General features: G+C 63.3%; 18 protein-coding genes and 1 pseudogene. 10 read left to right on the top strand and 9 right to left on the bottom strand.

The annotated features are described in order from the left end of the window. Positions 1-290 precede the first annotated feature (290 nt). The 3 genes and pseudogenes from MRBLAR12_RS06970 to MRBLAR12_RS06960 all read left to right on the top strand — a co-directional run. Positions 291-2,276: an FAD-binding monooxygenase gene (locus tag MRBLAR12_RS06970; protein WP_229993624.1), complete on the top strand. Its 1,986-nt coding sequence runs from the start codon at positions 291-293 to the stop codon at positions 2,274-2,276. Between the two features lie 302 nt (positions 2,277-2,578). Next, a complete protein-coding gene (locus MRBLAR12_RS06965) occupies positions 2,579-2,947 on the top strand; it encodes a PDDEXK nuclease domain-containing protein (RefSeq protein ID WP_364744668.1) in 369 nt (122 codons plus the stop codon). 186 nt (positions 2,948-3,133) lie between these two features. Beyond that, positions 3,134-3,235, top strand: a pseudogene (locus MRBLAR12_RS06960) (DUF4193 family protein); the annotation flags it as partial. Between the two features lie 37 nt (positions 3,236-3,272). Here the strand turns inward: MRBLAR12_RS06960 and MRBLAR12_RS06955 are convergent. Then, positions 3,273-3,509 carry a hypothetical protein gene (locus MRBLAR12_RS06955; RefSeq protein WP_229993626.1) on the bottom strand — a complete coding sequence of 79 codons (237 nt, stop codon included), beginning with the start codon at positions 3,507-3,509 and terminating at the stop codon, positions 3,273-3,275. 1,505 nt (positions 3,510-5,014) lie between these two features. Here MRBLAR12_RS06955 and MRBLAR12_RS06950 point away from each other — a divergent pair. The 3 genes from MRBLAR12_RS06950 to MRBLAR12_RS06940 all read left to right on the top strand — a co-directional run bounded on the left by MRBLAR12_RS06950 (position 5,015) and on the right by MRBLAR12_RS06940 (position 6,521). After that, on the top strand, positions 5,015-5,395 hold the full coding sequence (locus MRBLAR12_RS06950) for an amidohydrolase family protein (protein WP_364744659.1): 381 nt from the start codon (positions 5,015-5,017) through the stop codon (positions 5,393-5,395). Positions 5,396-5,542: 147 nt separating this feature from the next. Then, positions 5,543-6,094 (top strand): amidohydrolase family protein, encoded by a 552-nt coding sequence (locus tag MRBLAR12_RS06945; protein WP_364744657.1) that lies wholly within the window; start codon positions 5,543-5,545, stop codon positions 6,092-6,094. Beyond that, entirely contained in the window at positions 6,057-6,521 is a 465-nt protein-coding gene (locus MRBLAR12_RS06940) for a RidA family protein (protein ID WP_364744654.1), read from the top strand. The genes MRBLAR12_RS06945 and MRBLAR12_RS06940 overlap by 38 nt, the downstream gene beginning before the upstream one ends. A gap of 209 nt (positions 6,522-6,730) precedes the next feature. On the opposite strand, the gene MRBLAR12_RS06935 is transcribed toward MRBLAR12_RS06940, so the two are convergent. From MRBLAR12_RS06935 to MRBLAR12_RS06925, 3 genes are all read right to left on the bottom strand, one after another. Further along, positions 6,731-7,033 carry a hypothetical protein gene (locus tag MRBLAR12_RS06935; protein WP_364744651.1) on the bottom strand — a complete coding sequence of 101 codons (303 nt, stop codon included), beginning with the start codon at positions 7,031-7,033 and terminating at the stop codon, positions 6,731-6,733. Between the two features lie 198 nt (positions 7,034-7,231). Continuing rightward, positions 7,232-8,572, bottom strand: coding sequence for an FGGY-family carbohydrate kinase (locus MRBLAR12_RS06930; protein ID WP_364744649.1), 1,341 nt, complete (start codon positions 8,570-8,572; stop codon positions 7,232-7,234). Positions 8,573-8,615: 43 nt separating this feature from the next. Then, the gene (locus MRBLAR12_RS06925; RefSeq protein WP_364744646.1) at positions 8,616-9,398 is read right to left on the bottom strand and encodes a class I fructose-bisphosphate aldolase; all 783 of its coding nucleotides are present in this window, start codon (positions 9,396-9,398) and stop codon (positions 8,616-8,618) included. A 285-nt stretch (positions 9,399-9,683) separates the two neighbouring features. Between MRBLAR12_RS06925 and MRBLAR12_RS06920 the strand changes: the two genes are divergently transcribed. Then, positions 9,684-10,466, top strand: a complete 783-nt coding sequence (locus MRBLAR12_RS06920) for a GntR family transcriptional regulator (protein ID WP_364744644.1) — start codon at positions 9,684-9,686, stop codon at positions 10,464-10,466. Positions 10,467-10,534: 68 nt separating this feature from the next. On the opposite strand, the gene MRBLAR12_RS06915 is transcribed toward MRBLAR12_RS06920, so the two are convergent. The 5 genes from MRBLAR12_RS06915 to MRBLAR12_RS06895 form a co-directional block, all read right to left on the bottom strand. Then, positions 10,535-11,842 carry an MFS transporter gene (locus MRBLAR12_RS06915; RefSeq protein ID WP_364744641.1) on the bottom strand — a complete coding sequence of 436 codons (1,308 nt, stop codon included), beginning with the start codon at positions 11,840-11,842 and terminating at the stop codon, positions 10,535-10,537. Positions 11,843-11,869: 27 nt separating this feature from the next. Beyond that, positions 11,870-12,865 (bottom strand): alcohol dehydrogenase catalytic domain-containing protein, encoded by a 996-nt coding sequence (locus MRBLAR12_RS06910; RefSeq protein WP_364744639.1) that lies wholly within the window; start codon positions 12,863-12,865, stop codon positions 11,870-11,872. A 328-nt stretch (positions 12,866-13,193) separates the two neighbouring features. Next, positions 13,194-14,078 (bottom strand): carbohydrate ABC transporter permease, encoded by an 885-nt coding sequence (locus MRBLAR12_RS06905; protein WP_364744637.1) that lies wholly within the window; start codon positions 14,076-14,078, stop codon positions 13,194-13,196. Then, on the bottom strand, positions 14,075-15,010 hold the full coding sequence (locus MRBLAR12_RS06900) for a carbohydrate ABC transporter permease (protein ID WP_364744635.1): 936 nt from the start codon (positions 15,008-15,010) through the stop codon (positions 14,075-14,077). Before MRBLAR12_RS06900 ends, MRBLAR12_RS06905 begins: the two co-directional genes overlap by 4 nt. A gap of 71 nt (positions 15,011-15,081) precedes the next feature. Next, positions 15,082-16,467 (bottom strand): ABC transporter substrate-binding protein, encoded by a 1,386-nt coding sequence (locus tag MRBLAR12_RS06895; RefSeq protein ID WP_364744633.1) that lies wholly within the window; start codon positions 16,465-16,467, stop codon positions 15,082-15,084. A gap of 345 nt (positions 16,468-16,812) precedes the next feature. Here MRBLAR12_RS06895 and MRBLAR12_RS06890 point away from each other — a divergent pair, with 345 nt between their 5' ends. The 3 genes from MRBLAR12_RS06890 to MRBLAR12_RS06880 are packed head-to-tail and all read left to right on the top strand — an operon-like array spanning position 16,813 to position 20,594. Then, positions 16,813-17,652: a class II fructose-bisphosphate aldolase gene (locus MRBLAR12_RS06890; protein ID WP_364744631.1), complete on the top strand. Its 840-nt coding sequence runs from the start codon at positions 16,813-16,815 to the stop codon at positions 17,650-17,652. 13 nt (positions 17,653-17,665) lie between these two features. Then, a complete protein-coding gene (locus MRBLAR12_RS06885) occupies positions 17,666-19,111 on the top strand; it encodes an FGGY-family carbohydrate kinase (RefSeq protein WP_364744628.1) in 1,446 nt (481 codons plus the stop codon). Between the two features lie 37 nt (positions 19,112-19,148). Next, on the top strand, positions 19,149-20,594 hold the full coding sequence (locus MRBLAR12_RS06880; protein WP_364744626.1) for an FGGY family carbohydrate kinase: 1,446 nt from the start codon (positions 19,149-19,151) through the stop codon (positions 20,592-20,594). Positions 20,595-20,832 lie beyond the last annotated feature (238 nt).

The following is a 20,832-nucleotide window of genomic DNA, read 5'->3' as shown; positions in this document are numbered from 1 at the left end:
ACTTTCAGCTGGTTCATCGGCAACTGGACGGGTACCGCGATCGACCACAGGCGTTGAACCCGGGGCATCCCCAGGAGGTTCGTTCCGAGGTTCGCGGGCTCCATGCCCGCCGCCCGACGTTTTTCTGTTCGGGCCTGTCCCGGTGAAGCCACGCAACAGTAGCAGTAACTTGGGATGGATCCCTGGAGTCCGTACCGCCTTGGCAAGTGCGGATAGTCAAAATTTCAGATACCAAGCGTCTAGTTCTGAGGAACTTCGACGCTAACCGCTTACAACGAAGTGAGGAATCGGTGCAGTTTCACCATCACGGTTACGTATCCGGGAACCCGCGGGTCCAGCCGGCAGCAGGAGTCGGCATTAACAGGCCGGCTGAGCTCCCGGAGGAGGTCGATGTGTTGGTTGTCGGCACCGGGCCTGCCGGCATGCTCGCGGCCGCGCAATTGTCCCAGTTCCCCGGTGTCGCCACGCGCATCGTGGAGCGTCGCCCCGGGAGGCTCGCCATTGGTCAGGCCGACGGAATCCAGACCCGCACAGTCGAGACCTTTCAAGCCTTCGGCTTTGCCGAGAGGATCATCGCCGAGGCGTACCGGATCACCGAGACGGCGTTCTGGAAGCCGGACCCCGCGGACCCCTCCCGCATCATCCGCACTGCCCGCACCCCGGATGACCCCGCCGAAATCAGCGAGTTCCCGCACCTTGTCGTTAACCAAGCCCGTGTACTGGACTACTTTGCCGAGTTCATGGCCGACTCGCCCACACGCATGTCACCCGACTATGGCTTTGAGTTCCGTTCCCTGAGCGTCGCGGACGAGGGGGAGTACCCCGTCACCGTGACCCTTCTCCACACCTCCGGCCCCAATGAGGGGCAGGAGCGCGTTGTCCGGGCCAAATACGTTGTCGGTGCGGACGGCGCGCGCAGCAAGGTGCGCGAGTCGATCGGCTGCACCCTCGCCGGGGATCAGGCCAACCATGCCTGGGGCGTTATGGACGTGCTCGCCAATACCGATTTCCCGGACATCCGCCTCAAGTGCGCAATCCAGTCCGGCTCCGGCGGCAGCATCCTGCTGATCCCTCGCGAAGGCGGCCACCTCTTCAGGATGTACGTTGACCTCGGTGAGGTGGACCCCAACAACAAGGGCGCCGTGCGCAACACCACCATCGAGGAAATCATCCACAAGGCGAACGAGATCCTCCACCCCTACACCCTCGACGTCCGCAACATCGCGTGGCACAGCGTGTACGAGGTGGGCCACCGGCTCACGGACCGGTTCGACGACGTCCTGCCGGAGCAGCGCGGCACCCGCACACCGCGTGTGTTCATCACCGGCGACGCATGCCACACGCACAGCGCCAAGGCCGGCCAGGGCATGAACGTCTCCATGCAGGACGGCTTCAACCTGGCCTGGAAGCTCGGACACGTCCTCGAGGGCCGCAGCCCGGAAAGCCTGCTGTCCACCTACTCCGCAGAGCGGCAGGTGGTGGCAAAGAACCTCATCGACTTCGACAAAGAGTGGTCCACCCTCATGGCCAAGAGGCCGGAGGAGTTCGAAGACCCCTCGGAGCTGGAGGACTTCTACGTCCGCACCGCCGAGTTCCCGGCCGGGTTCATGACCGAGTACGCGCCGTCCATGGTGGTGGCCGCCCCTGAACACCAGCACCTGGCAACCGGCTTCACCGTCGGCAAACGCTTCAAGTCCGCGCCCGTTGTACGGGTCTGCGACGCCAACCCGGTGCAGCTCGGCCACCAAGCGAAAGCGGATGGCCGGTGGCGGATCTACGTCTTCGCCGACCCGGCCACGCCCCAAACCCCGCAAGCCGGAACCGCGTCGCCTACAGAACAATTCGCCGACTGGATCGCAAACTCACCGGAATCACCGCTCGCCGCCACCCCGGAGGGCGCCGACCCCGATGCCTGGTTCGACGTGAACGTGATCTACCAGCAGGACCATACCGCCATCGACTTCGGCGCCGTACCCGCGGCGTTCAAACCCCGAGTCGGCCCCTTGCAGCTCACGGATTACGAAAAGGTCTACGCTACAGACCCGACGGCGGACATCTTCGACCTGCGCGGTCTCGACCGCGGCGGCGTCGTGGTAGTCGTTCGTCCTGACCAGTACGTGGCCAACGTCTTGCCGCTCACGGCAACGGCCGAGCTCGCCGCGTTCTTTGCACCCCTCTTGCAGCCACGGCGGCCGGAGGAGCTTCCATCCTCCGCGCTGTCTGGCGGGCCCACCGCTCACTCAACCACCACACCCTCAGCCATGATGAACAACTAAAACAATGGAGCCTTGATGTCACCGTCTCAGACCACGCATCCGCACACACGACGCCAGGGCATGAGCGAGGCGGACCGCTGTCTGGTTGCCGGAACCACGACCGGCACAACCGCCAGCACTCCGGGAATCCCGGCGCCTGACAAAGCTTTCAGGCCTTATCCGCAAATCTGCACCACAGTTCAATCCCCCGCTTCCACCGCTCTGGCGACCTCTCACCGGATAGCGCAAATGCCAATGGTGTACCGCCCGTCTATACAGTCAGTCGCCCCGCCGCCTCAAGCAACTTATGCGAGCGGGCATCGGTGACCGCTGCCGGCGAGCCGGCACTCCGTGCCGGCTTAGTGCGGCCAACGGGCTACGTCGTCGTTGAGCTCAAGACCGGCAAGTTCCAGCCCGAGTATGCCGGCAAGCTCAACTTCTACGTCGCGCTCGTGGACGACGTGCTCCGGCGCCAGCACCATAACGAAACCATCGGGATCCTCATCTGCGGCACCAAGAACGACCGCAGCGTCCGGTACAGCCTGGGACGCTCCACCTCACCCATGGCTGTCGCCGCCTACACCTACGACAACCTCCCCCCGGCCGAACAACAGGCACTGCCCAACGAAGGACACATCGTCGCAGCGCTGGAATGGGCCGAATCCGAGACCCCGGAGGCGCAAGACCAATAAGGACTCCCGGGACAGCGCTGGGGCGCGTTTCCCCACGTTGCCGGCCAAGACCGGGACCGGGACCGGGACCAGTTGTCGGGCCCCGGCGAGGCCTGCCAGTCCCCGCCGCACAGAAACACCGGGCCCCCGGCATACCTTGCATTCCCGTCAGACAAGAAACGCCAGAAAGAGAATGACGACAGTGGCGAGGACGAGTTCACCTGCTACTCCTGTTTCCTGGGCCGGCACCGGTCCCAGCTCGCGCGCGAAATGAACGGCCCCTCATACTGCATCGACTGCGAAGGCTAGGACGACCCCGCTCCAGATGCCGGACCCGAATCCGTCTCTATCCGTGAGTCGCGGGCTCTTCGCGCCGTTCGTGTGTCTGCCCGTAGGGGACATCGCGGCTTACGACGACGGTGTAGCTGGTGTAACCGTGCTGGGTAACGAGGATGCCGTGTCGGCATTCCTTCATGGCGTGTTCACGTGCGATCTCCACGGCGGCGTTCAGGTCGTTCTCGACGGTGTCCGGGTCGTGGGCAGTGACTTCCAGGACGACATCCGAGTGGCGCTTGATCATCATGGTCTCTTTCGCTGCGGGAAGTGCCGGGGCTCTCAGCGGGCACGGGCTTCCGGGACCGGGCACAGCCGGAGAGCGGGAAGCGGTGGTTCCAGAGGGGTTGCCCGGCATTCTCTGATGGGGCGGGGCCGGCCGGAGTACTTGGCGGGCTGGATCGGCCGAAGCAATCTCCTGCGGATCTGTAGCCAGTCTGGATGATCAGCGGGCCAGCCGCAATACAAAGCCCGAAAAGTCGGCTGTAGCAGTGCCGTGCCCGGCTGGAGCTGCCCCGCGGCAGTTTAAGCGGCGCCTAGGGTTCGATGACGATCCTCACCGGGGAATTTGTTCTGTCCCCAAACATGCGAATTCCGTCGTTTACAGCTTCCAACGGCAGCCGCGCGCTCACCGAAGCGCCGAGATCAAGATCACCAGGCTCGCACAGGAAGCGGTCGGACTCAGGCGGAACTAAGCGGATAAACCGGGGCCGGGCCGGCGATCAAAATTAAGGTGTGTACAAAGTACACACTTTGGGTCTCGGACTGGGTCGTACTGGTGCCGGTCCGGCCCGGATTCCGCATGTTTCCGCGGGAGCCCTGTGGTTGCGGGGGCTGGAATGCAGTTCGAGTCCCACCTCGGGCACAGCATTCCCCCTCGTCAGAGGGGGTTTTTGCTTTAACGTGTGTACATTACCCGGAGCGGGTCCCTCTGACGCTTCTCGCGGCTGGTGCCTGGCCGCCGCGGTGGCCTTTGAAGTTGTGTGGGTGGCGGGTTCAGGGCCCTGGCTGGTGGGCCCTCCGCCTGCTGTCGTATGGGGTCATCCGGGTCTCCTTTCTCGTGTTCTGGTGGGCGTCGTTGGTCTTGCACCTATCCATGCCGTCGGGTTGCGGTGATGACATGACCTGCGCGAAATTCTTTTCCAGATTCTTGGCCCCGATTCGCTGTTTCCTGGGGACTGGGGGAGAAGCTGGTGGCCGTTTGTCCGGCCAAAGGTGATGTGTACAGTGTCCACACCGGTGTGCGTGGGATGCCGTGGCTCATCGGTGACCCCCGTTGCCTATTTCTACTGACACGAGTTCATGCAGGCACGACTTCTGGGTGACATGACATTGGCCTTGGTTCTTGCAGCCGTAGTGATTGGGCAACCTAGCCGGGACAGTTTTGCGGGCGCGGCATACGGGAATCCCGAAGCGTCAGTATGGGATTTTTGCGGCGGGGGAGAAAGGCCGCGATGGGGGACCGGCATATGGGACGGGGCTGGGACCGCATTAGCCGGCGCCTCTGGCGCTTTCGAGGATTTCCGTCACCGATTAGGTGGCGTTGTGCGCGCCCTAATCCTTGGTACGGACATCGCGCCGCCGGCGGATAGACCGGATCTATCCATTCCGAACCTTCCGCACCCGAAAAAGGGCGCCCACATGAGATGACCTTTGCAGGGTGGGGCAGCTTCAGGAGTACTGGGCCTTCAGGGTTCCTCCTTTGCCCAGCGGATGCTTCACTTATCACTGAAACCGTTGAAGCACGGAGGAGCGATGAGCGGCACGACCTGGGCGGCGATCGACCTGCATCATCACGTGGTCCCGCGTGAGTATGCGAAGGCCCTGTCGAAACTGGGCGTCACAGAGGGGCTGGGAGTACAGCTTCCTAAGTGGGAGGCCTCGAAAGCCCTCGACGTGATGGATGCCCACGGCATCGCGAGATCTGTGGTGTCGATCTCCGCGCCCGGCGTCTATTTCCCGGCCAAGGACCCGACCTCGGCTGTCGCCAAGCAGTTGTCAAGGGCGATGAACGAGGCGTGCGCGGCGCTCGTGCGCGACCACCCTGGCCGGTTCGGCGTCTTTGCCACGCTTCCGGTGCCCGACGTGGATGCCGCGCTAGAGGAGCTCAGGTACGCGTTCGACGAGCTGCACTGAACGGGGTGGTGTTGCTCAGCAACTATGACGGCTACTACCTCGGTGATCCCCGTTTCGATCCGCTGTTCGACGAGTTGAACCGCCGGAATGCTGTCGCGTTTGTGCATCCCCAATCACCGCCCCGGGCTCGAGGAGTCTCATCTCTGCTTGCCGGAGTCCACGTCGGATGCCACGTTCGACACGACACGGACCGCCTTCTCCCTCGTGGTGAACGGGGTGACGAAGAAATACCCGAACATCCGCTTCGTGCTCGCCCACGCCGGCGGCGCCGTCCCCTACCTCGCCGGCCGGGTGAGCGTCACCGCATCGATGCTGGCCGGTCTCGGGGGAGCCATGCCGGCGATCGCCGAGGGGATGGGGAAGATCTATTCGCTCTCGTCGAAGTGGCAGTCGAAGATGCCTGAGCAGCTCAGCTACTACCTGCGGTTCAAAGACAACGTCCTCCCGGAGGGCCCTGATCATTTTCTGGGCACCTTCTATTACGACACGGCTCTGTCGGCCTCAGCTCATTGCTTCGCATCGCTGCTCACCGTCGTCGACAGCTCGCACATCGTCTTCGGAACCGACTACGTGTTCGCGGCCGAGGCGGCGGTGCCGATCAGAGTCGAGGGCGTGCAGAACTACGCCGGATTCGCACCGGCGGACGTGCAGGCGATCGCACGTGACAACGTCCTTCGCCTCTTCCCGGAGTTCGGCTGATCGACCCGTGAGCGGGGTGATCGGTACGGATGAAGCGAACCGGAGAACGGGTAGGGCAGATGACAATCTCCGACGCAAGCGAGCCGGGGATCTCGTGGCAGACACCGCAGCCGCCCGGGGAATAATCTGGACAACGCAGATACCCACCCGACAAGACGGCGCGCTGTCACCTGATATCGCCTCCCAATCGCGCCAGATACTCGACAACCTTCGAACAGCCTTGGAACGCGCAGGAAGCGGCCTGGAAAGCGTCCTGCACATCACGATCTACTTCACAGACCTCCGCGAACGGCAGGTCTTCAACGACATATACCGCGAGTACTTCCCATCTCCGCGCCCGGTCCGATGCGCCGTCGGAGTCAACGAACTCGGAATCCCCGGCATGAAAGTCGAACTCACCGCATCAGCCGCCCTCACCGGCAGCTGATCAGACGGGCAGTACAGCCGGCCTAGCAATTGGACTGATTTCCGCGACGGGGGGACGCGGCGGATCGCGTCGTGAGGAGAACTGCCAACGCGGCTGGTCAGTCGAGGTTCCCTCTTCCAGAACTCGATTTAATGACCGGAGTTCGATTGGTCCATTTGAGAACTATTTCTGAGAAGCACAGGCCGCTGCCTGATTTCCAGTGAGTTCGTTTACGAAGGCTGCACGGGTCCTTGGCTGATGGTGTGCATGTCGGCGTCGAACAGCTTCCGCTCGCCCAAGTCCGTGTACATCCACAGCCGGCCCTGCTTGGGGGCAACGACGTCGACGGTTCCTTGCCACCGCTGGCCGGTGCTGTCGTCTGTGGCTTCGATCAGTTCCCCAGGGGAGAGCCGCAGCAGTAGCCCAAGGTCATCCCAGGACATCTGGTCCGGCGTTCCGTCGGTCGGTGCTCCGAGGTTCAGCTTTTCGTCGCTCGTGGATTTGTCCGTAGGGGACGTCGGTGCTGAGAGCAACTGTGTAGAGGGTGCAGCTGTGTTGGGTAACCAGCACACCGTGACTCCCAACCTGGAGGGCGTGGAAGACTGCGCGGTCCACGGCCTCATCCAGGTCCTTGCGGATCTGAAGCGGTTCATGTCCGGTGACTTCCCAACGAAAGGAGGTCCCAGTGTTTTCGGTCATGTTCTTCCTTAGTGCTTGGTGCCGGTGGGACGTTAGGCGATCCCGGCTGGCGACGACAGGGCCTTTCCTGCGGGAATGTCCCAGTTGATGGCATGGGCGGCCAAGAGTGCGGCCCCGACGGCGGTGACTTCCGGCTCCGGGATGATGTGGACATCGGTGCGGATTACGGCCTTTTTGATCTCGATCCAGCCCCGCGATCGTGCCCAGCCGCCGGCGACATATACGGGAGCGCCGGGGGGCATCCTGGAAGCCACTGACTGGATGGCCGCTCCGCCGGCCCGGGCCAGGGCACCGGCCACGGCCGAAGCCCGCGATCCTGGGGCGGCCGGCGCGTCGTGGGCGTACCTCGGCCGCATGCCGCCCGGGCCGCCCGGAATGAAGCTTTCCGAATGGACATATTCGTCAGGTTCTTGGCTTCCGTCGAAAATAGCCTGAAGTGCGGCGGCTACGGCTGGATCCTGTGACGCCCAATGGACGTTGCGGGCCAGCTCGGTGACGTTCAGGAGGGTGCTGCCCTGGCTGAGTATGCCTGGTGCGACATCGCAGTTGCCGAATCGGGGCACGTGCGATGTGGGGGACTGGGCTACCACTACTTCCGCGGTGCCCATGGAATCAAGAATCGCGCCCGGTTGCAGCTGGTCGACGCCCCACCCCCCGATGGGGTGGTCGTGGCCACCGGCGACTACGGTGGCATGGGGAGCTAGTACGCCAGCGCCGCTTAGGCGAGGGGAACGCAGGGACCCGACCGGTTCCCCGGTCCGGACCACTTCCGGCAGCAGGTCGGACGAACCCAGCGTCATCTCAACGCGGTCCGTCAGCCACGTCCGTGTCCGCATGTCCCAGGCCGCGGTGCGCGCGGCGAGGGTGTCGCTGATGAAAGACTTTCGTGACCAGCAGCATGAGGCGAAGTCGGTGACGGCCGCCCATGAGGCGGCACTGCCGCTGTTGTCCTGTCGGCTGGACCAAAGCCAACCGATGAGGGTGTGGGAGGGATTGGTGTTGACGCCGATCCCTTCCGCGGAGGGAAGCCGCGGTTCCAAGCCCTCGAAAAGCCGGGTCCGGCGCGGGTCGAACCACGCCAGGGCGCGGCCAAGTGGCCGGCGGTTCTTGTCCACGAGAACCCCGTCTTCTCCCACGCCCGCTGATGCCACCGCGGCAACGATGTACTCGGTCCCGCAGGCCTCAATGATCATGTCCTCGATAGCGTCCAGGATCCCCTGGGCATCGATGGAAAGGTCGGAGGGATCGCGGGGTGTGGTTTGCCTGGCGCGTGCGACGACGCGGCCGGTGCGGTCAAGGGCGACGACTTTGAGGTTCGTGCTGCCGATGTCGATGCCACAGGCGACCTCAGTACGTTCGCTTGGTCCGCCCATATTTCGCCATCCTTTGATCGACGTGGTGTAAAGGTTGCCGGTCTTAGTCGTTGAAGGAAACGCTCTGGGTCAGGGAAGCAATTTCCGCGAGAGTTTTCTCCGCGACTACGCGTTCACGCTGCCAGATGTTCCGGCCGACGATCACACCTCGAGCACCAGCGCGGATGGTTTCCGCAACTGCGTCGATGGTATCTGCAGGCTCGCCGGCGAGGGGGCCGCCAGCGATCACCAGTGGCACGCCGAGTTCGTCGACGAGTCGCTTGGTGCGCTCCTCCCCGGGGAAAGCAATCTTGATGATGTGGGCGCCGAGGTCATAGGCGATACGGGCGACCTGTTCTTCCTCGGCGATGACGTCTTCGGTGCGCGGGGCGCCGATGAGAACCGGCTCCAGAATCGAGGGGATGTCCCAACGGTCGCAGGCGGACACGACCTGCCCGACCCTGGTGCACATGGCGACTCTCTCGGCGTTGGACATGTTCCAGGGGAAGAGCATCTTCACGGCATCGACGCCCATCCGGACGGCGTCTTCAACCGTGGTGATCAGGCCGTGGGAACCCCGGCCGTCCATTTCCCGGTAGTCATAGTACGTGTCGATGGTAAGTACGCGGCTCAGGTGGGGGTTCCGGGCGAAGAAGGTCTCTGTCTGCTTGACTTGTCCAGGGGTCATCATGAAGCCGGTGACCCCTTGTGCGGCCCACGCCGCGAACGGAGCTGCAGGGGTTTCAAGACCCTCGATGCGTTTAAAGATCAGGCCGTGGTCGACGGGCATGATGATAGCGGCGCGGGCGCTGGGGAGGGTGCGGCGCATGCGGTATTCCATGGACATTGAAGCCCTGCTTTCAGTAGACGAGCCACGTCGCTGTCGGACGGCCTGCTTGCATTGATGTCGTCCAGCACCAGACTCCGAGCCGCTTCGCTCGAACTGTATGTACAGTATGGACAGCAGGTTCACTCTATTGGTGCTCGCCGGGACCAGTCAAGTCCGGCCGGGGCGACGCGGGGATGGCAATACGGAAAATCACGCCCCGGGGGCAGCTGACTGTACTGTACGGTCCGTCTATAATGAGGTAGACAATGTCACTCTGCGCAGACCTCAACGAAGGAGGGCCTCGTGTCCATAGCATCTGCTGAGGCGATCGACCGTCAGTCCCCAACCCCGTACTACCGCCAGTTGTTCGATGTCCTGGAGCGCAGGATTGCTTCCAAGGACATCGCGTCCGGTGTGCGGCTGCCGAGCGAGAATGAACTCTGCACAGAATTTGGGTTGTCCAGGGCAACGGTGCGCCAGGCCTTGAAGCTGCTGGAATCCAGGGGCCTTGCCCACCGCATTCCGGGGCGGGGGGTCTTCGCCAGCGAGCCCTCGGCCGATCGTGGCTGGATGATTCAGGGCGAGCAGGGCTTCCTGGAGAACGCGTTGGGTCACCAGAACAGGCCTGTCACCACCCAGGTGCTGCGTTCCGGACCTGTGGTCCTGCCCGAGAGTGCGTGCCGTTCCTTGGAACTCCCGGAGGGGACCAGGGGTTTTGAATTGGTCCGTGTGCGGTCCGTCGACGGCACCCCTGCGGTGTACAGCATCAACTACAGCCCACCGGCGGTGGCGCCGATCATCGCCGGCGCACAGGAAGTCCTCGCCGGGCAGGCTTCCTTGTCTGCGTTGCTGACCGGCGCCGGTTACGGCCTCGGCGGGGCCAACAGGACGATCCGGGCGGTCAACCCGACGCCGGAGATCGCCCAGGCGCTTAACGTCACGGACGGCTCGCCGCTGATCCGGATCCACTCCACGTCCTGGACGAGGGCGGGGGAGCGCTTCGACGTCTACGAGACGTGGGTGCGCAGCGAGATCGTTCCCCTCGAGGTGAATGTAAGCAGCTTGGATCTCAGTTCCGACCGCTAAAGCAAAGAGGAAGAGCCTCCGTTTCAGGTGTTGAAACGGAGGCTCGTCCTCTTAAGAAGCGGGTACGGCTAGACCCCTACGAACGCGGACGCAGGAGCATCGCTTTTGTCGGCCTCGGCCTCCTCGGGAATCCGAAGCCACCGTACTGCCACGCCCGCGGCGACGTACAGTGCTGCAAAGATGATCGTGACCCCACCTGGTCCGATGAGACCAAGGAAGAGCGCGACGATCAGCGGGCCGACGAAGGTTGCCGCGCCGGCGCCCAGGTTCAGCAGAGCCACAGCGTTGCCTTTTTGTCCAGGTGCCATCAAGGACATCAGTACCGAGATGGGCGTGAAGCCGGCGAGGGTCACGCCGTAGAAGGCGGCGCAAACAACCGCGACCCAGTACTGCGGGCCGGTCATTTGGGGAACGAAGTAGAAGCACAAGGAGCTGACGGCAGAGCCGATGCACCCGAACCAGCGCAGCGTGCGGTGCCAGCCGAGCTTGTCGCTGAGGACGCCGAAGAACAGGTTGGCGAAGATGTTCGCGAATCCCATGGTGAAGATCAGCTGCAGCCAACCGGCGGTGCCGAAGCCGAGCTGTGTGGCGAAGACGGTCGGAAGGAAGACCAGGAATCCGAACTGGGGTGCGGTGTTGACGACACGGATGAGGCAGCCGAGGCCGACGCGGGGAATTTTCACCGCGATGGAGACACTGTTGATGATGCTCTGGCGGGCTGTAACGCCGGGGGCGGCCAGACGGTCGCCGCCCTTTGCATTGCGGATCCCGACGAGGCAGATGATGCCGCCGGCGATGACCGTGCCCAGTGAGATCCACAGCGTCATATATTCACCGATGACGGGTTCGGTGCCGCTGGCCAGCAGGGAGCCGAGCGTGGGAAGGCCGCCGGTGAAGGCGAAGTAGAACCAGCACACTGCCGAACCGAGCCGGTTCGCCGGGCTTCCTGCCAGAATCCAGACCAGGAAGCCGTAGGCGAACATCGGATAACCGAAGCCCCGGATGCCGTAGGTGAGCAGGATCAGTGTGTAGTTCTGGGACGGGACGGCGACGGCCAGGAAGAGCACCTCAAAGACAGCCCAGACAGCGAGGCCGAACAGCATGACCCGTCGGGGGCCCAGCACGTCGGAAAGCGCCCCGGCGAGCCAGGAGCCTAGTGTGACGATGAGGCCGTAGGCGGTAATGATGACGGCGGCGTTGGTTTCGGTGCCGGCGCCGTGGGAGGCCATGAAGGGTGCGATGTAGCCGGATTCGACCCCGTCGCCAACCATGAAGAGCAGGAGCCCGACAAATCCCCAGATCAGGGGGCGGGGCAGCCCCATCCGGTCCAGAAGAGCCGGCCGGGTGGCGCTGTTTGCAGCGGATTGTACAGACATCAGTGAGTACTTTCGTGAAGGCCGGGCTTAGCGCTGCGGCAGGATGTGGACTTTCCGGGCGGATTCGGAGTGCGCCGCTTCAAGGGCAGCGGCGTAGTCTTCGAGCCCGAACGTGTGGGTCACCATGCGGGATGCAAGTTCCGGGAGTTCCTGGATGGCCTCGACCGCCGCCGGGTAGGACGTCGCGAGTGACTGCGAGCCGACGAAGGACAGTTCCCGGTCGAAGAGGTCGTAGGGGAAGAGATCGATGCTGGCGGTTGGGCTGACGACGCCCATTTGCAGCAGTGTGCCTCGTTCGGCGAGTTTTGCGATGGCGTCCGAGACGGCCGAGGGGTGGCCGCTGGCTTCGATGACCAGGTCGACGTCGCGTTCGGTGGTTCGTTTCCCGGGGGCGTACGCGTGGTCCGCGCCGAACTCGAGGGCTGCCTCCCGCCGAACCGGGCTGGGTTCGACGATGTCGATGCTGGCCGCGCCACGTGCCTTGACCAGGGCGGCGGCGAGGAGGCCGATGGAGCCTGCGCCGTAGATCAGGACCCGCTTGCCGGTGACCGGGGCGACCCGGCCCAGGGCGTGCAGAACGCAGGCCAGCGGTTCAATCAGTGCCGCGGTAGTCCAGTCGATACCGTCGGGCAGGGCGAAAACCACAGAAACCGGGACCTTGACCAGTTCCGCGACGGCGCCGTTGCTGGTGACTCCGATGGGGACGAGGTTCCGGCAGAGGTTCGTTGCCCCGGCCTGGCACTGGTCGCAGGTGCCGCATGCCACGTTCGGGTCCACGCAGACCCGATCGCCGATTTTGAAGCCGTTGATATCGGACCCAACCTGGACGATCGTGCCGGCAAACTCATGCCCAGGGACGACGGGGAAAGTGCCGGTGGGGTAGTCGCCGGAGGCAAGATGGATGTCGGTGCCGCAAATGCCCACCACTTCAGGGGCGATGACGAGCTCGCCGGCTCCTGCGACCGGGTCCTCGATCTCGGTAACCTCAACTGATCCAGTTCCGTCCAGAATTACTGCGCGCATCTGCGCTCCTCTCCGCTTCGTTACGGCAGAGGGCGATCCTCGACCGTGAGAGTTTGGTCCGGCTCCGGAACACCAGGAGCGGGATGTCTACTGGATCACAAGAATACGTCAGGTTTACCCCATATGTCTAGACGAAACGTACTGTACGTACAAATTGATTTGACTGAGCAAAGGCGTGCCAGGTTCCGGGCATATTCCGGCCGGGCGCGGCCATCCTGCGACAGTCAGGGAACGCTTCACTGCACGCACGAGTAAGGCCCCCGCCGCGCGGCGGGGGCCTAACTCGTGGTACGGATGTTCTGCATGCAGGACAAACGTGTCTGGCTCGCTACTTCACGGCGCCGAAGAGGAGTCCGCGGACCAGGGATTTCTGTGCCATCCAGCCGGCGATAACAACGGGAATGCTGACGATGGTGGCTGCCGCGGCGATGTGTGCGGTGTACAGCTCGCCGAAGCTGAGGAACTTCTGCATGAACAGCGGCAGTGTCGACGTCGAATTGGTGAGGTTCAACGCGAAGAAGTACTCGTTCCAAGAGAACACGGCGCACAGCAGTGCCGTCGATGCCAGCCCGGGCCTGATCAGCGGGAGAATGATCGACCGTGCGGCGCGCCACCGGGTCGCGCCGTCGACGGCAGAGGCCTCCATGATTTCTTCCGGGATCTCCTGCATGAATGAACGGATCATCCAGATGGCCAGGGGCAGGTTCATGCCGATATGCATGACGATGAGAATGCCGAGCGTGTTCAGGACCCCGAGTGCCGAGGCAATGACGTAGACCGGGATGATGGCTGCTGCCACGGGCATCATCTTGGTGGAGATGAAGAAGAACAGGCTGTCCTGGGCCTTCTCGACAGGCCGGATCGACAAGGCGTAGGCCGCGGGTACTGCGAGGATGAGAACCACGGCCGTGGACGCCAGCACGACGATCAGGGAGTTGATGGCATAGGGCCAGAAGCCCGCCTGGAAGACGCCGGCATAGTTCCCGAGGGTGGGTGTGAAGATCAGTTTGGGTGTGGCTTCTGCCGCATCTGTTTCCGTCTGGAAGCTCTTCAGGAGCATGTAGGCGACCGGAAGGAAGAAGATGAGACTTCCCAGCCATCCCCCGATGCCCATCATCGTGTTTTTCAGTCGTTTGGTCGGGCGGCGCCGGCGGATGGGTGTGTGGCTTTCGGCGCGGATGCCGGCGGCCCGACGGGTCGTAGTGGCGGTCATCGACGGCCTTCTTTCTGGAAGATGCCCGAGAGCAGGCGCAGCGCCGGCAGTATGAGTGCGATGGTGATCAGCAGCGCGGCGACGCCGAGGGCTGAAGCCAGGCCGAAATCGAAGGAATTGAAGCCCTTGAGGTAGATGTAATAGGTGATGTTGGTGGTCTGGTAGGCGGGGCCGCCTGCCGTGAGAAGCGCGATCTCGCCGAATGTCTGGATGAGGTTCATGGCCAGCAGCAGGGCGGCCAGCTCAATGTAGGGGCGCAGGTGCGGGACGAGGATGGAGCCGAACTGGCGCAAGGGTCCGGCTCCGTCCACCTTTGCCGCTTCAAGCTGATCCTGCGGCGCGGACTGCAGTCCGGCGATCAGAATCAGCATGGCAAAGGGGGTGAAGCGCCAGGTCAGCAGGATGATCAGTGCCGCCATCGGATACTCGCTGAGCCATGAGACCGCGGGCAGCCCCACCTGGCGGGCGAGCCAGCCAAGGAGCCCGAAACCCGGATCGAATATGGCGGACCGCCAGAAAAGCGTGGCGGCCACCGGCATCACGAAGAAGGGAGTGATCGCCAGCGTGCGCGCGAGTCCCCGCCCCGGGAAGGAGTGATTGAGCAGCAGTGCCAGAAGCAGCCCGATGACGATGCAGGCCACCGTGGAGACGCCGGTCATGACTCCGGTGTTACCGATGGAGCGCCAGAAGACTTCGTCCTGGAGGGTTGCGAGGTAGTTCGCGCCGCCATTGAATTGTGGGGGCTTGTTGCTCAGAAGGTTCCAGCTCATGAAGCTGTAAATCAGCGTGAGCACGAATGGCAGCTGCGTCAGCAGGATGGTGAAGATGAGGGCCGGCAGAAGCGGGCTGCGCGCCTTCCAGCGTTCCACGCGGGTGAGCTCGCGGACGATGGACGGGGAGGGGGTCGGGGGGGCGGTGATGGTCGTAGCCATGGAATTGTCCGATCGTAGCTAAGCGATGTCCGCGGGAACTCCGGGGAGTTCCCGCGGACGACGCAGTTGTCCTACTTGAGATACCCTGCGGACTTGACCGCGTTGGTGGCGTAGTCCTGGCCCTTCTGAAGGGCTTCCTCCACGGACTGGGTGCCACTGATGGCGCCGGCGATCTGCTGGGAGACAAAATCTCCGATGTCGACGAATTCCGGGATCTGAACGTACTGAACACCCGTGTAGGGCACTTTGTCCTTGGTCGGCTGCAGCGGGTTCGCGGCGTTGATCGAATCCAAGGTCAGGCCTGCGTACGCGGCGGTTGCCTGTTTGTATTCCGGGAGTTCGTAGGTAGAGGTGCGTGATCCCGGGGGGATGGAGTCCCAGCCGGCCTTCTGCCCGGCAAGCTTGATGTAGTCAGGGCTCGTGACCCATGAGATGAACTTCCAGGCCGCATCCGGGTGCTTGCTGCTTGCGGTGATGCCCAGGCCCCAGGACCAAAGCCAGCCGGACTTGATATCGGCCGGGCCGGTGGGCGCCATGGCGAAGCCAAGGTTGGCCTTGACCTCAGGTGTCGCGGAATTGAGGACGGAGCCCGCGAAGACCGTGTCGTCGTACCACATGGCCGTGGTGCCCTGGCTCATCTTCTGCAGGCAGCCCTCCCAGCCGTCCTTGGCGGCATCGGCCTGGCCGTGTGCACGCAGGAGGTCCACGTAGAACTTGACCGCCTTCGTGGTCTCCGGCGAGGTCAGCTGCGGATTCCACTTCTCGTCGAACCACCGGCCGCCGAACGTGTTGATGACCGTGGTGAGCGATGCCAGGTTCTGGCCCCAGCCCGGCAGGCCGCGGAGGCAGATACCCGACGTTCCCTTGGCCTTGTCATCCATCTTCGCCGCCGCCGCTGCTATCTCTTCCCACGTCGGGGTCTGGGAGATCGTGACCCCGGCCTTCTGGGCGAGGTCCTTGCGATAGAACAGGAACGACGAGGACCCGTAGAACGGGGCCCCATAGAGCTTGCCGTCGGAGGAGACGATGTCCTTGATGGGCTGCAGAAGGTCATCCTTCTTCCACGCGTTATCCTTCGTGGCGTAGTCCTCCAGCGGGATGATCCAGTTGTTCTTGGCCCAGATCGGGACCTCGTAGCTGCCCATCATGGCCACGTCGAACTGTCCGGCCTTGGTCGCCACGTCCTTGGTCACTGTGGGCCGGAGGTCATTCTCGGGCAGGGTCGTGAACTTGACCTTGATCCCCGGGTTCTTCTGTTCGAAGTCGCTGATGAGGGATTCGGCGGTCTTCATCTGGGGATTGGCGGCGAGGGCCACATTGATGGTGACGTCGCCTCCGGCGGTGCTGCCGCCGTTGTCTGTGGAGCAGGCGGTGAAGGAGCCCGCGAGGAGCGCCCCCGCCGCCGTAACGGCTAGCACCCGGGCAACTGCCTTGGTGCGCTGTGGTCCGATTTGCATCTTAAACCTTCCTGGATAAACAACACTGGTTATCAAGCTTGTACGTACAGAACGTATCGGCTGGACTGTCTATAGCATAGGGTCGGGGGGTGAAGTGGTCAACAAGTGTGGGCTTTTGGTCACATGCCCGCCATTCGGCGCCCAGGGATTCTTCGTTTAGAGTGTCTTTTTGTACGTACAGACTCGACAATATGTACATGACGGTTTATTGTGATTGACGGAACAGCTTGGCACCCGCGAAGCCGTCACCCCTCAGATTCATACGCAGACACGAACGCCGGATTCAGGCGCATCACCCGTGTCCCCGCCGCCGCTGTCAGGCGGCGGGCTTCGAAAGGACTATCAATGGCTTTGGTCAGCGGCATCGATGTAATCAAGGAATGCACCTCCCGGGGACTCGTGGCCGGTGCGTTCAACACCACCAACATTGAGACCACGATGGGCATCATCGCCGCAGTCGAGCGGGTGGGAGTGCCGACCTTCATCCAGGTGGCACCGACCAACGTTTCCCTGTCCGGCTACGAGTACATCTACGACATGGTCAGCCGCCGCCTGGCGACCTGCGACGTACCCGTCGCGCTGCACCTGGATCACGGCAAGTCGCTGGAGTCCGTCGAAGGAGCCCTGGCCGCCCGGTTCACGTCGATCATGATCGACTACTCGGAGTACTCCTACGAAGAGAACATCAAAGTCTCGGCCGAGGCCCGCCTCATGTGCCCCCCGAGCGTGGCTCTGGAAGCTGAACTGGGCAGCATCGGCGGCAAAGAGGACGACGTCGCACCCGAGCACGCCAGCTACACCAACCCGGACCAGGTAAAGCACTTCGTCGACACCGTGGGCTGCGACATGCTCGCAATCTCGGTCGGCAACCAGCACGGGTATGCCCCGAACGCCAGGATCGATTTTGACCTGCTGGCCAAGGTCAGGGAGGAAAGCCCTGTTCCGCTGGTTATTCACGGCGGCTCCGGCCTGCCGTCCGAACAGCTCGGCCGACTGCACGAATTCGGCGTGGTCAAGGTGAACGTCGCCAGCGACCTGCGCAACGCCATGATCCGCACGTTCGGTGAGGCCTACGCGGCCAACCCCAACGAGACCTCACTGATCCGCGTTTCAAAGAACGCCGTCACCGCCATCACGGATGTCGTCGAGCGCCGGATCCGCACCCTGAACCCGTCCGCGGCATAGCGAGGAAACACCGGTGCTACCCACAATCACGGTCGACGTCGGAACGACCAGTATCAAACTGTGCATGTTTGGCGCAGGCGGAGGACTGGTGGCCTCGGCGCGCCACGCCACGCCCACCGTCCAGGACGCCTGGGGAGAAATCTACGACCTGGAATCCCTGACGGAAGCCGTCGTCGACTTCATCCGCGATCTGGAACCATCCGCACGGGCGACCGTGAAAAGGGTAGCAATCACGGGCGTTGGCGAGTCCGGCGGCCTCGTCCGTCCGGACCTCTCGCTGGCATCTCCGATGATTCTCTGGCACGACCACCGCGGCGCCGACTATCTTGCCCCGCTGGAGCCGGCCGACCGTGCACTGATCTACCGGATCACCGGCCTGCCGGTTAACGCCAACTACGGGTTATCGAAGGTGGCATGGGCAGCGGGGCAGGCCCGCGGTGCAGGCAACCATGCCCAGTGGCTGAATATCGCCGAGTATCTGGCCGCACTGATGACGGGCCAGCGCTGGTCGGAATACTCCCTGGCCAGCCGCACCATGGCGTTGGACCTGAGCCTGGGCAAGTGGTCAGTCGAGGCGTGCGCCCTCGTCGGCCTCGACGTCGGCATTTTTCCCGAACTGCGCAACGCCGTGGACGGTTCCGCTATCGCAGGCGGCTATGCCCGGGAGACGGGTCTGCCCGAGGACGTACGGATCCATGTAGCCGGCCACGACCACATGGTCGGCGCGGTCGGAGCTGGCCTCCACCGCGGCGAGCTGCTGAACTCCACCGGCACCACGGAGGGATTGCTGTTCCTCCGTGATGCGCCCAGCCTCGATGAGTCCTCTGAACAGTCCAAGCTGGCGAACGGGCTTTCCTGTACAGGAGCCGACTACACGCTGTTCGCCTCCATACCTACCGGCGGTTCTGCGTTCGCGACGTTGCAAAGCATGCTCGCAATGACGGCCGAACAGCTCTCAGCGTGCATCATCACGCTGCATGAACGCTACGTCGCGGGGCAAGTGGATTTGAGTGCTGTCCCGCTGGTCCTGCCGCAGTTCCGCGGGAGCCCGCCGCCGACGAAACGTGCCTCCGCACGCGGAGTAATCGCGGGGCTTCGAACCGATACAAGCGCCGAGGACCTCGTCCTCGGATGTTTCCTGGGCATGGCTTTGCAGTTCCAGGACGTGCTCCAGCTTTTCCCCACACAACCGGACCGCATCAAGGTCATCGGACCGGCAAGCCTCAACCCGCTATGGCTGCAGCTGAAGGCCGACCTGCTGGGAACACCGCTGAGCGTCTCACAGCTCAACGAGGTTGTCTCCAGAGGAGCCCAAGCCCTGGCCTCCGACGTCTCATGCGACTGGGACAGCTGCCAACCCGAAGACGTGCTCGTCAACGACCGCCGACATGCCCGCCTGGGCGAGTGGCATGCCGAGAATCAACCCCAGTGGGAGTACCTGAAAGGAGTCCCCGCGTGAAACCCGGAACGAGCGACCAAGATCGAGGAGGGCAGCAATGATGCTGGTTGCAGGAGTTGATTCGTCCACCCAGACCTGCAAGGTCACCGTGAGGGACCTTGCCACCGGAATGCGGGTTCGTGAAGGCAAAGCCTCGCACCCGCCCGAAACAATCGTCCACCCTGACGCCTGGTGGAACGCACTGCTCACAGCGGTGCGACGCGCGGGCGGATTGGATGACGTTGTCGCCATCTCCGTTAGTGGACAGCAGCACACCCCCGTGTTCCTCGACGGGGCAGGCGAGGTCGTCTGCGAGTCGCCTCTGTGGAATGACACCGCGTCGCACTCGCAGATGGCCGACCTCAACAACGAACTTGGCAGGGAGGAGTGGATCCGCCGCACCGGCCTGCCCCTGACACTCTCTGACACTGTCACGAAAGTCCGGTGGCTACGGGATACCAACCCCGAAGCTGCGGGACGGACCGCGGCGGTGGCCGTCGTCCACGACTGGCTGACCTGGCGTCTGATGGGCTTCGGCCCGGGAACCGGCGGCGTGGACCAACTGGTCACTGACCGGTCCGAAGCGAGCGGCACGGCGTACTGGTCCGGTGAAACCGGCGAGTACTGCGTGGATCTTTTTGAGCATGCATTCGGCAAATCCGCGTTCCTTCCACGCGTCCTTGACCCACTCGACAAAGCAGGCGTGACCGGTACCGGAATCCCGGGCATCCCTGCCGGCATCCCGATCGGTATAGGCAGTGGCGACAACGCCGCCGCAGCCCTTGCCCTCGGACTTTCCGAGGGGGACGCGGTGCTATCCCTGGGGACTTCAGGGGTTGTCTACGCCAAATCGGCAACCCCGGTACATGACTACGCCGGATACGTCTGCAGTTATGCCGACGCTACGGGCGTCCACCTTCCCTTGGTTGCCACGCTGAACGCGGCGCGCAACTTCGATCTGGGCGCAGCACTGCTGGGCTGCAGTTACACAGAGCTCTCCAACTTGGCATTGCAGGCCGCTCCGGGGGCCAGCGGTCTGACGTTGCTGCCCTACTTTGAAGGCGAACGAACCCCCGACCTGCCCAATGCCCGAGGCTCCCTGCACGGGGCGTCCCTAACGAATTTCAATCGCCCCAACTTCGCACGTGCCGTCATCGAAGGAACACTCGCCAGCCAGGTCGCGATGCTTGACACCCTCCGCGATTGCAACGTCAACGCCGGCAGGCTGCTGCTCATCGGCGGCGCGGCGGAGAGTCCTGCCGTGCAGAGAATCCTCAATCAGATGGTGGACATACCCGTCGTGGTACCCGAATTCGACGAGTACGTGACCAAGGGCGCCGCGATGCAAGCGGCCGCAGCCCTGACCGGTTCGTTCCCCTCGTGGCAGGTGGCCGTGGCCGAACTACCCGCCGCCCCTTTGGAAGCACAAATTGTGGAGCAGCACGCCGCCGTCAAGACGATGCTGGGCTATGACGAGGCGAAGTCGCACCAACTGGCCGGGTGATCCTCGCAAACAGGAGCCGCATCCATTCGAACTCGGATGCGGTGCTCTGGAGCGGCGAATAGGGGGTGTGTACAAAGTACACACTTTGGGCCTCGGATTGGGTCGTACATCGGTCGGATCGGGCCGAATTCCGCATGTTTCCGCGGGAGCCCAGTGTTTGCAAGGGAGGGAATGCAGTTCGAGTCCCACCTCGGGCACAGTAGACCCCCTCGTCAGAGGGGGTTTTTGCTTTAACGTG

The organism is Arthrobacter sp. LAR12-1-1.1 (assembly GCF_040676555.1).
Taxonomy (GTDB): domain Bacteria; phylum Actinomycetota; class Actinomycetes; order Actinomycetales; family Micrococcaceae; genus Arthrobacter.
Note: the sequence above shows the minus strand (reverse complement) of the source record. Positions and strands in the feature narration are given on the sequence as shown.

What these genes read in the sequence shown, in the direction of transcription:
- MRBLAR12_RS06955 (WP_229993626.1), bottom strand. Translation starts at nt 3,509, where the DNA reads ATGATGATCAAGCGCCACTCGGATGTCGTCCTGGAAGTCACTGCCCAC.
- MRBLAR12_RS06950 (WP_364744659.1), top strand. Translation starts at nt 5,015, where the DNA reads ATGAGCGGCACGACCTGGGCGGCGATCGACCTGCATCATCACGTGGTC.
- MRBLAR12_RS06930 (WP_364744649.1), bottom strand. Translation starts at nt 8,572, where the DNA reads ATGGGCGGACCAAGCGAACGTACTGAGGTCGCCTGTGGCATCGACATC.
- MRBLAR12_RS06925 (WP_364744646.1), bottom strand. Translation starts at nt 9,398, where the DNA reads ATGTCCATGGAATACCGCATGCGCCGCACCCTCCCCAGCGCCCGCGCC.
- MRBLAR12_RS06915 (WP_364744641.1), bottom strand. Translation starts at nt 11,842, where the DNA reads ATGTCTGTACAATCCGCTGCAAACAGCGCCACCCGGCCGGCTCTTCTG.
- MRBLAR12_RS06910 (WP_364744639.1), bottom strand. Translation starts at nt 12,865, where the DNA reads ATGCGCGCAGTAATTCTGGACGGAACTGGATCAGTTGAGGTTACCGAG.
- MRBLAR12_RS06905 (WP_364744637.1), bottom strand. Translation starts at nt 14,078, where the DNA reads ATGACCGCCACTACGACCCGTCGGGCCGCCGGCATCCGCGCCGAAAGC.
- MRBLAR12_RS06900 (WP_364744635.1), bottom strand. Translation starts at nt 15,010, where the DNA reads ATGGCTACGACCATCACCGCCCCCCCGACCCCCTCCCCGTCCATCGTC.
- MRBLAR12_RS06895 (WP_364744633.1), bottom strand. Translation starts at nt 16,467, where the DNA reads ATGCAAATCGGACCACAGCGCACCAAGGCAGTTGCCCGGGTGCTAGCC.
- MRBLAR12_RS06890 (WP_364744631.1), top strand. Translation starts at nt 16,813, where the DNA reads ATGGCTTTGGTCAGCGGCATCGATGTAATCAAGGAATGCACCTCCCGG.
- MRBLAR12_RS06880 (WP_364744626.1), top strand. Translation starts at nt 19,149, where the DNA reads ATGATGCTGGTTGCAGGAGTTGATTCGTCCACCCAGACCTGCAAGGTC.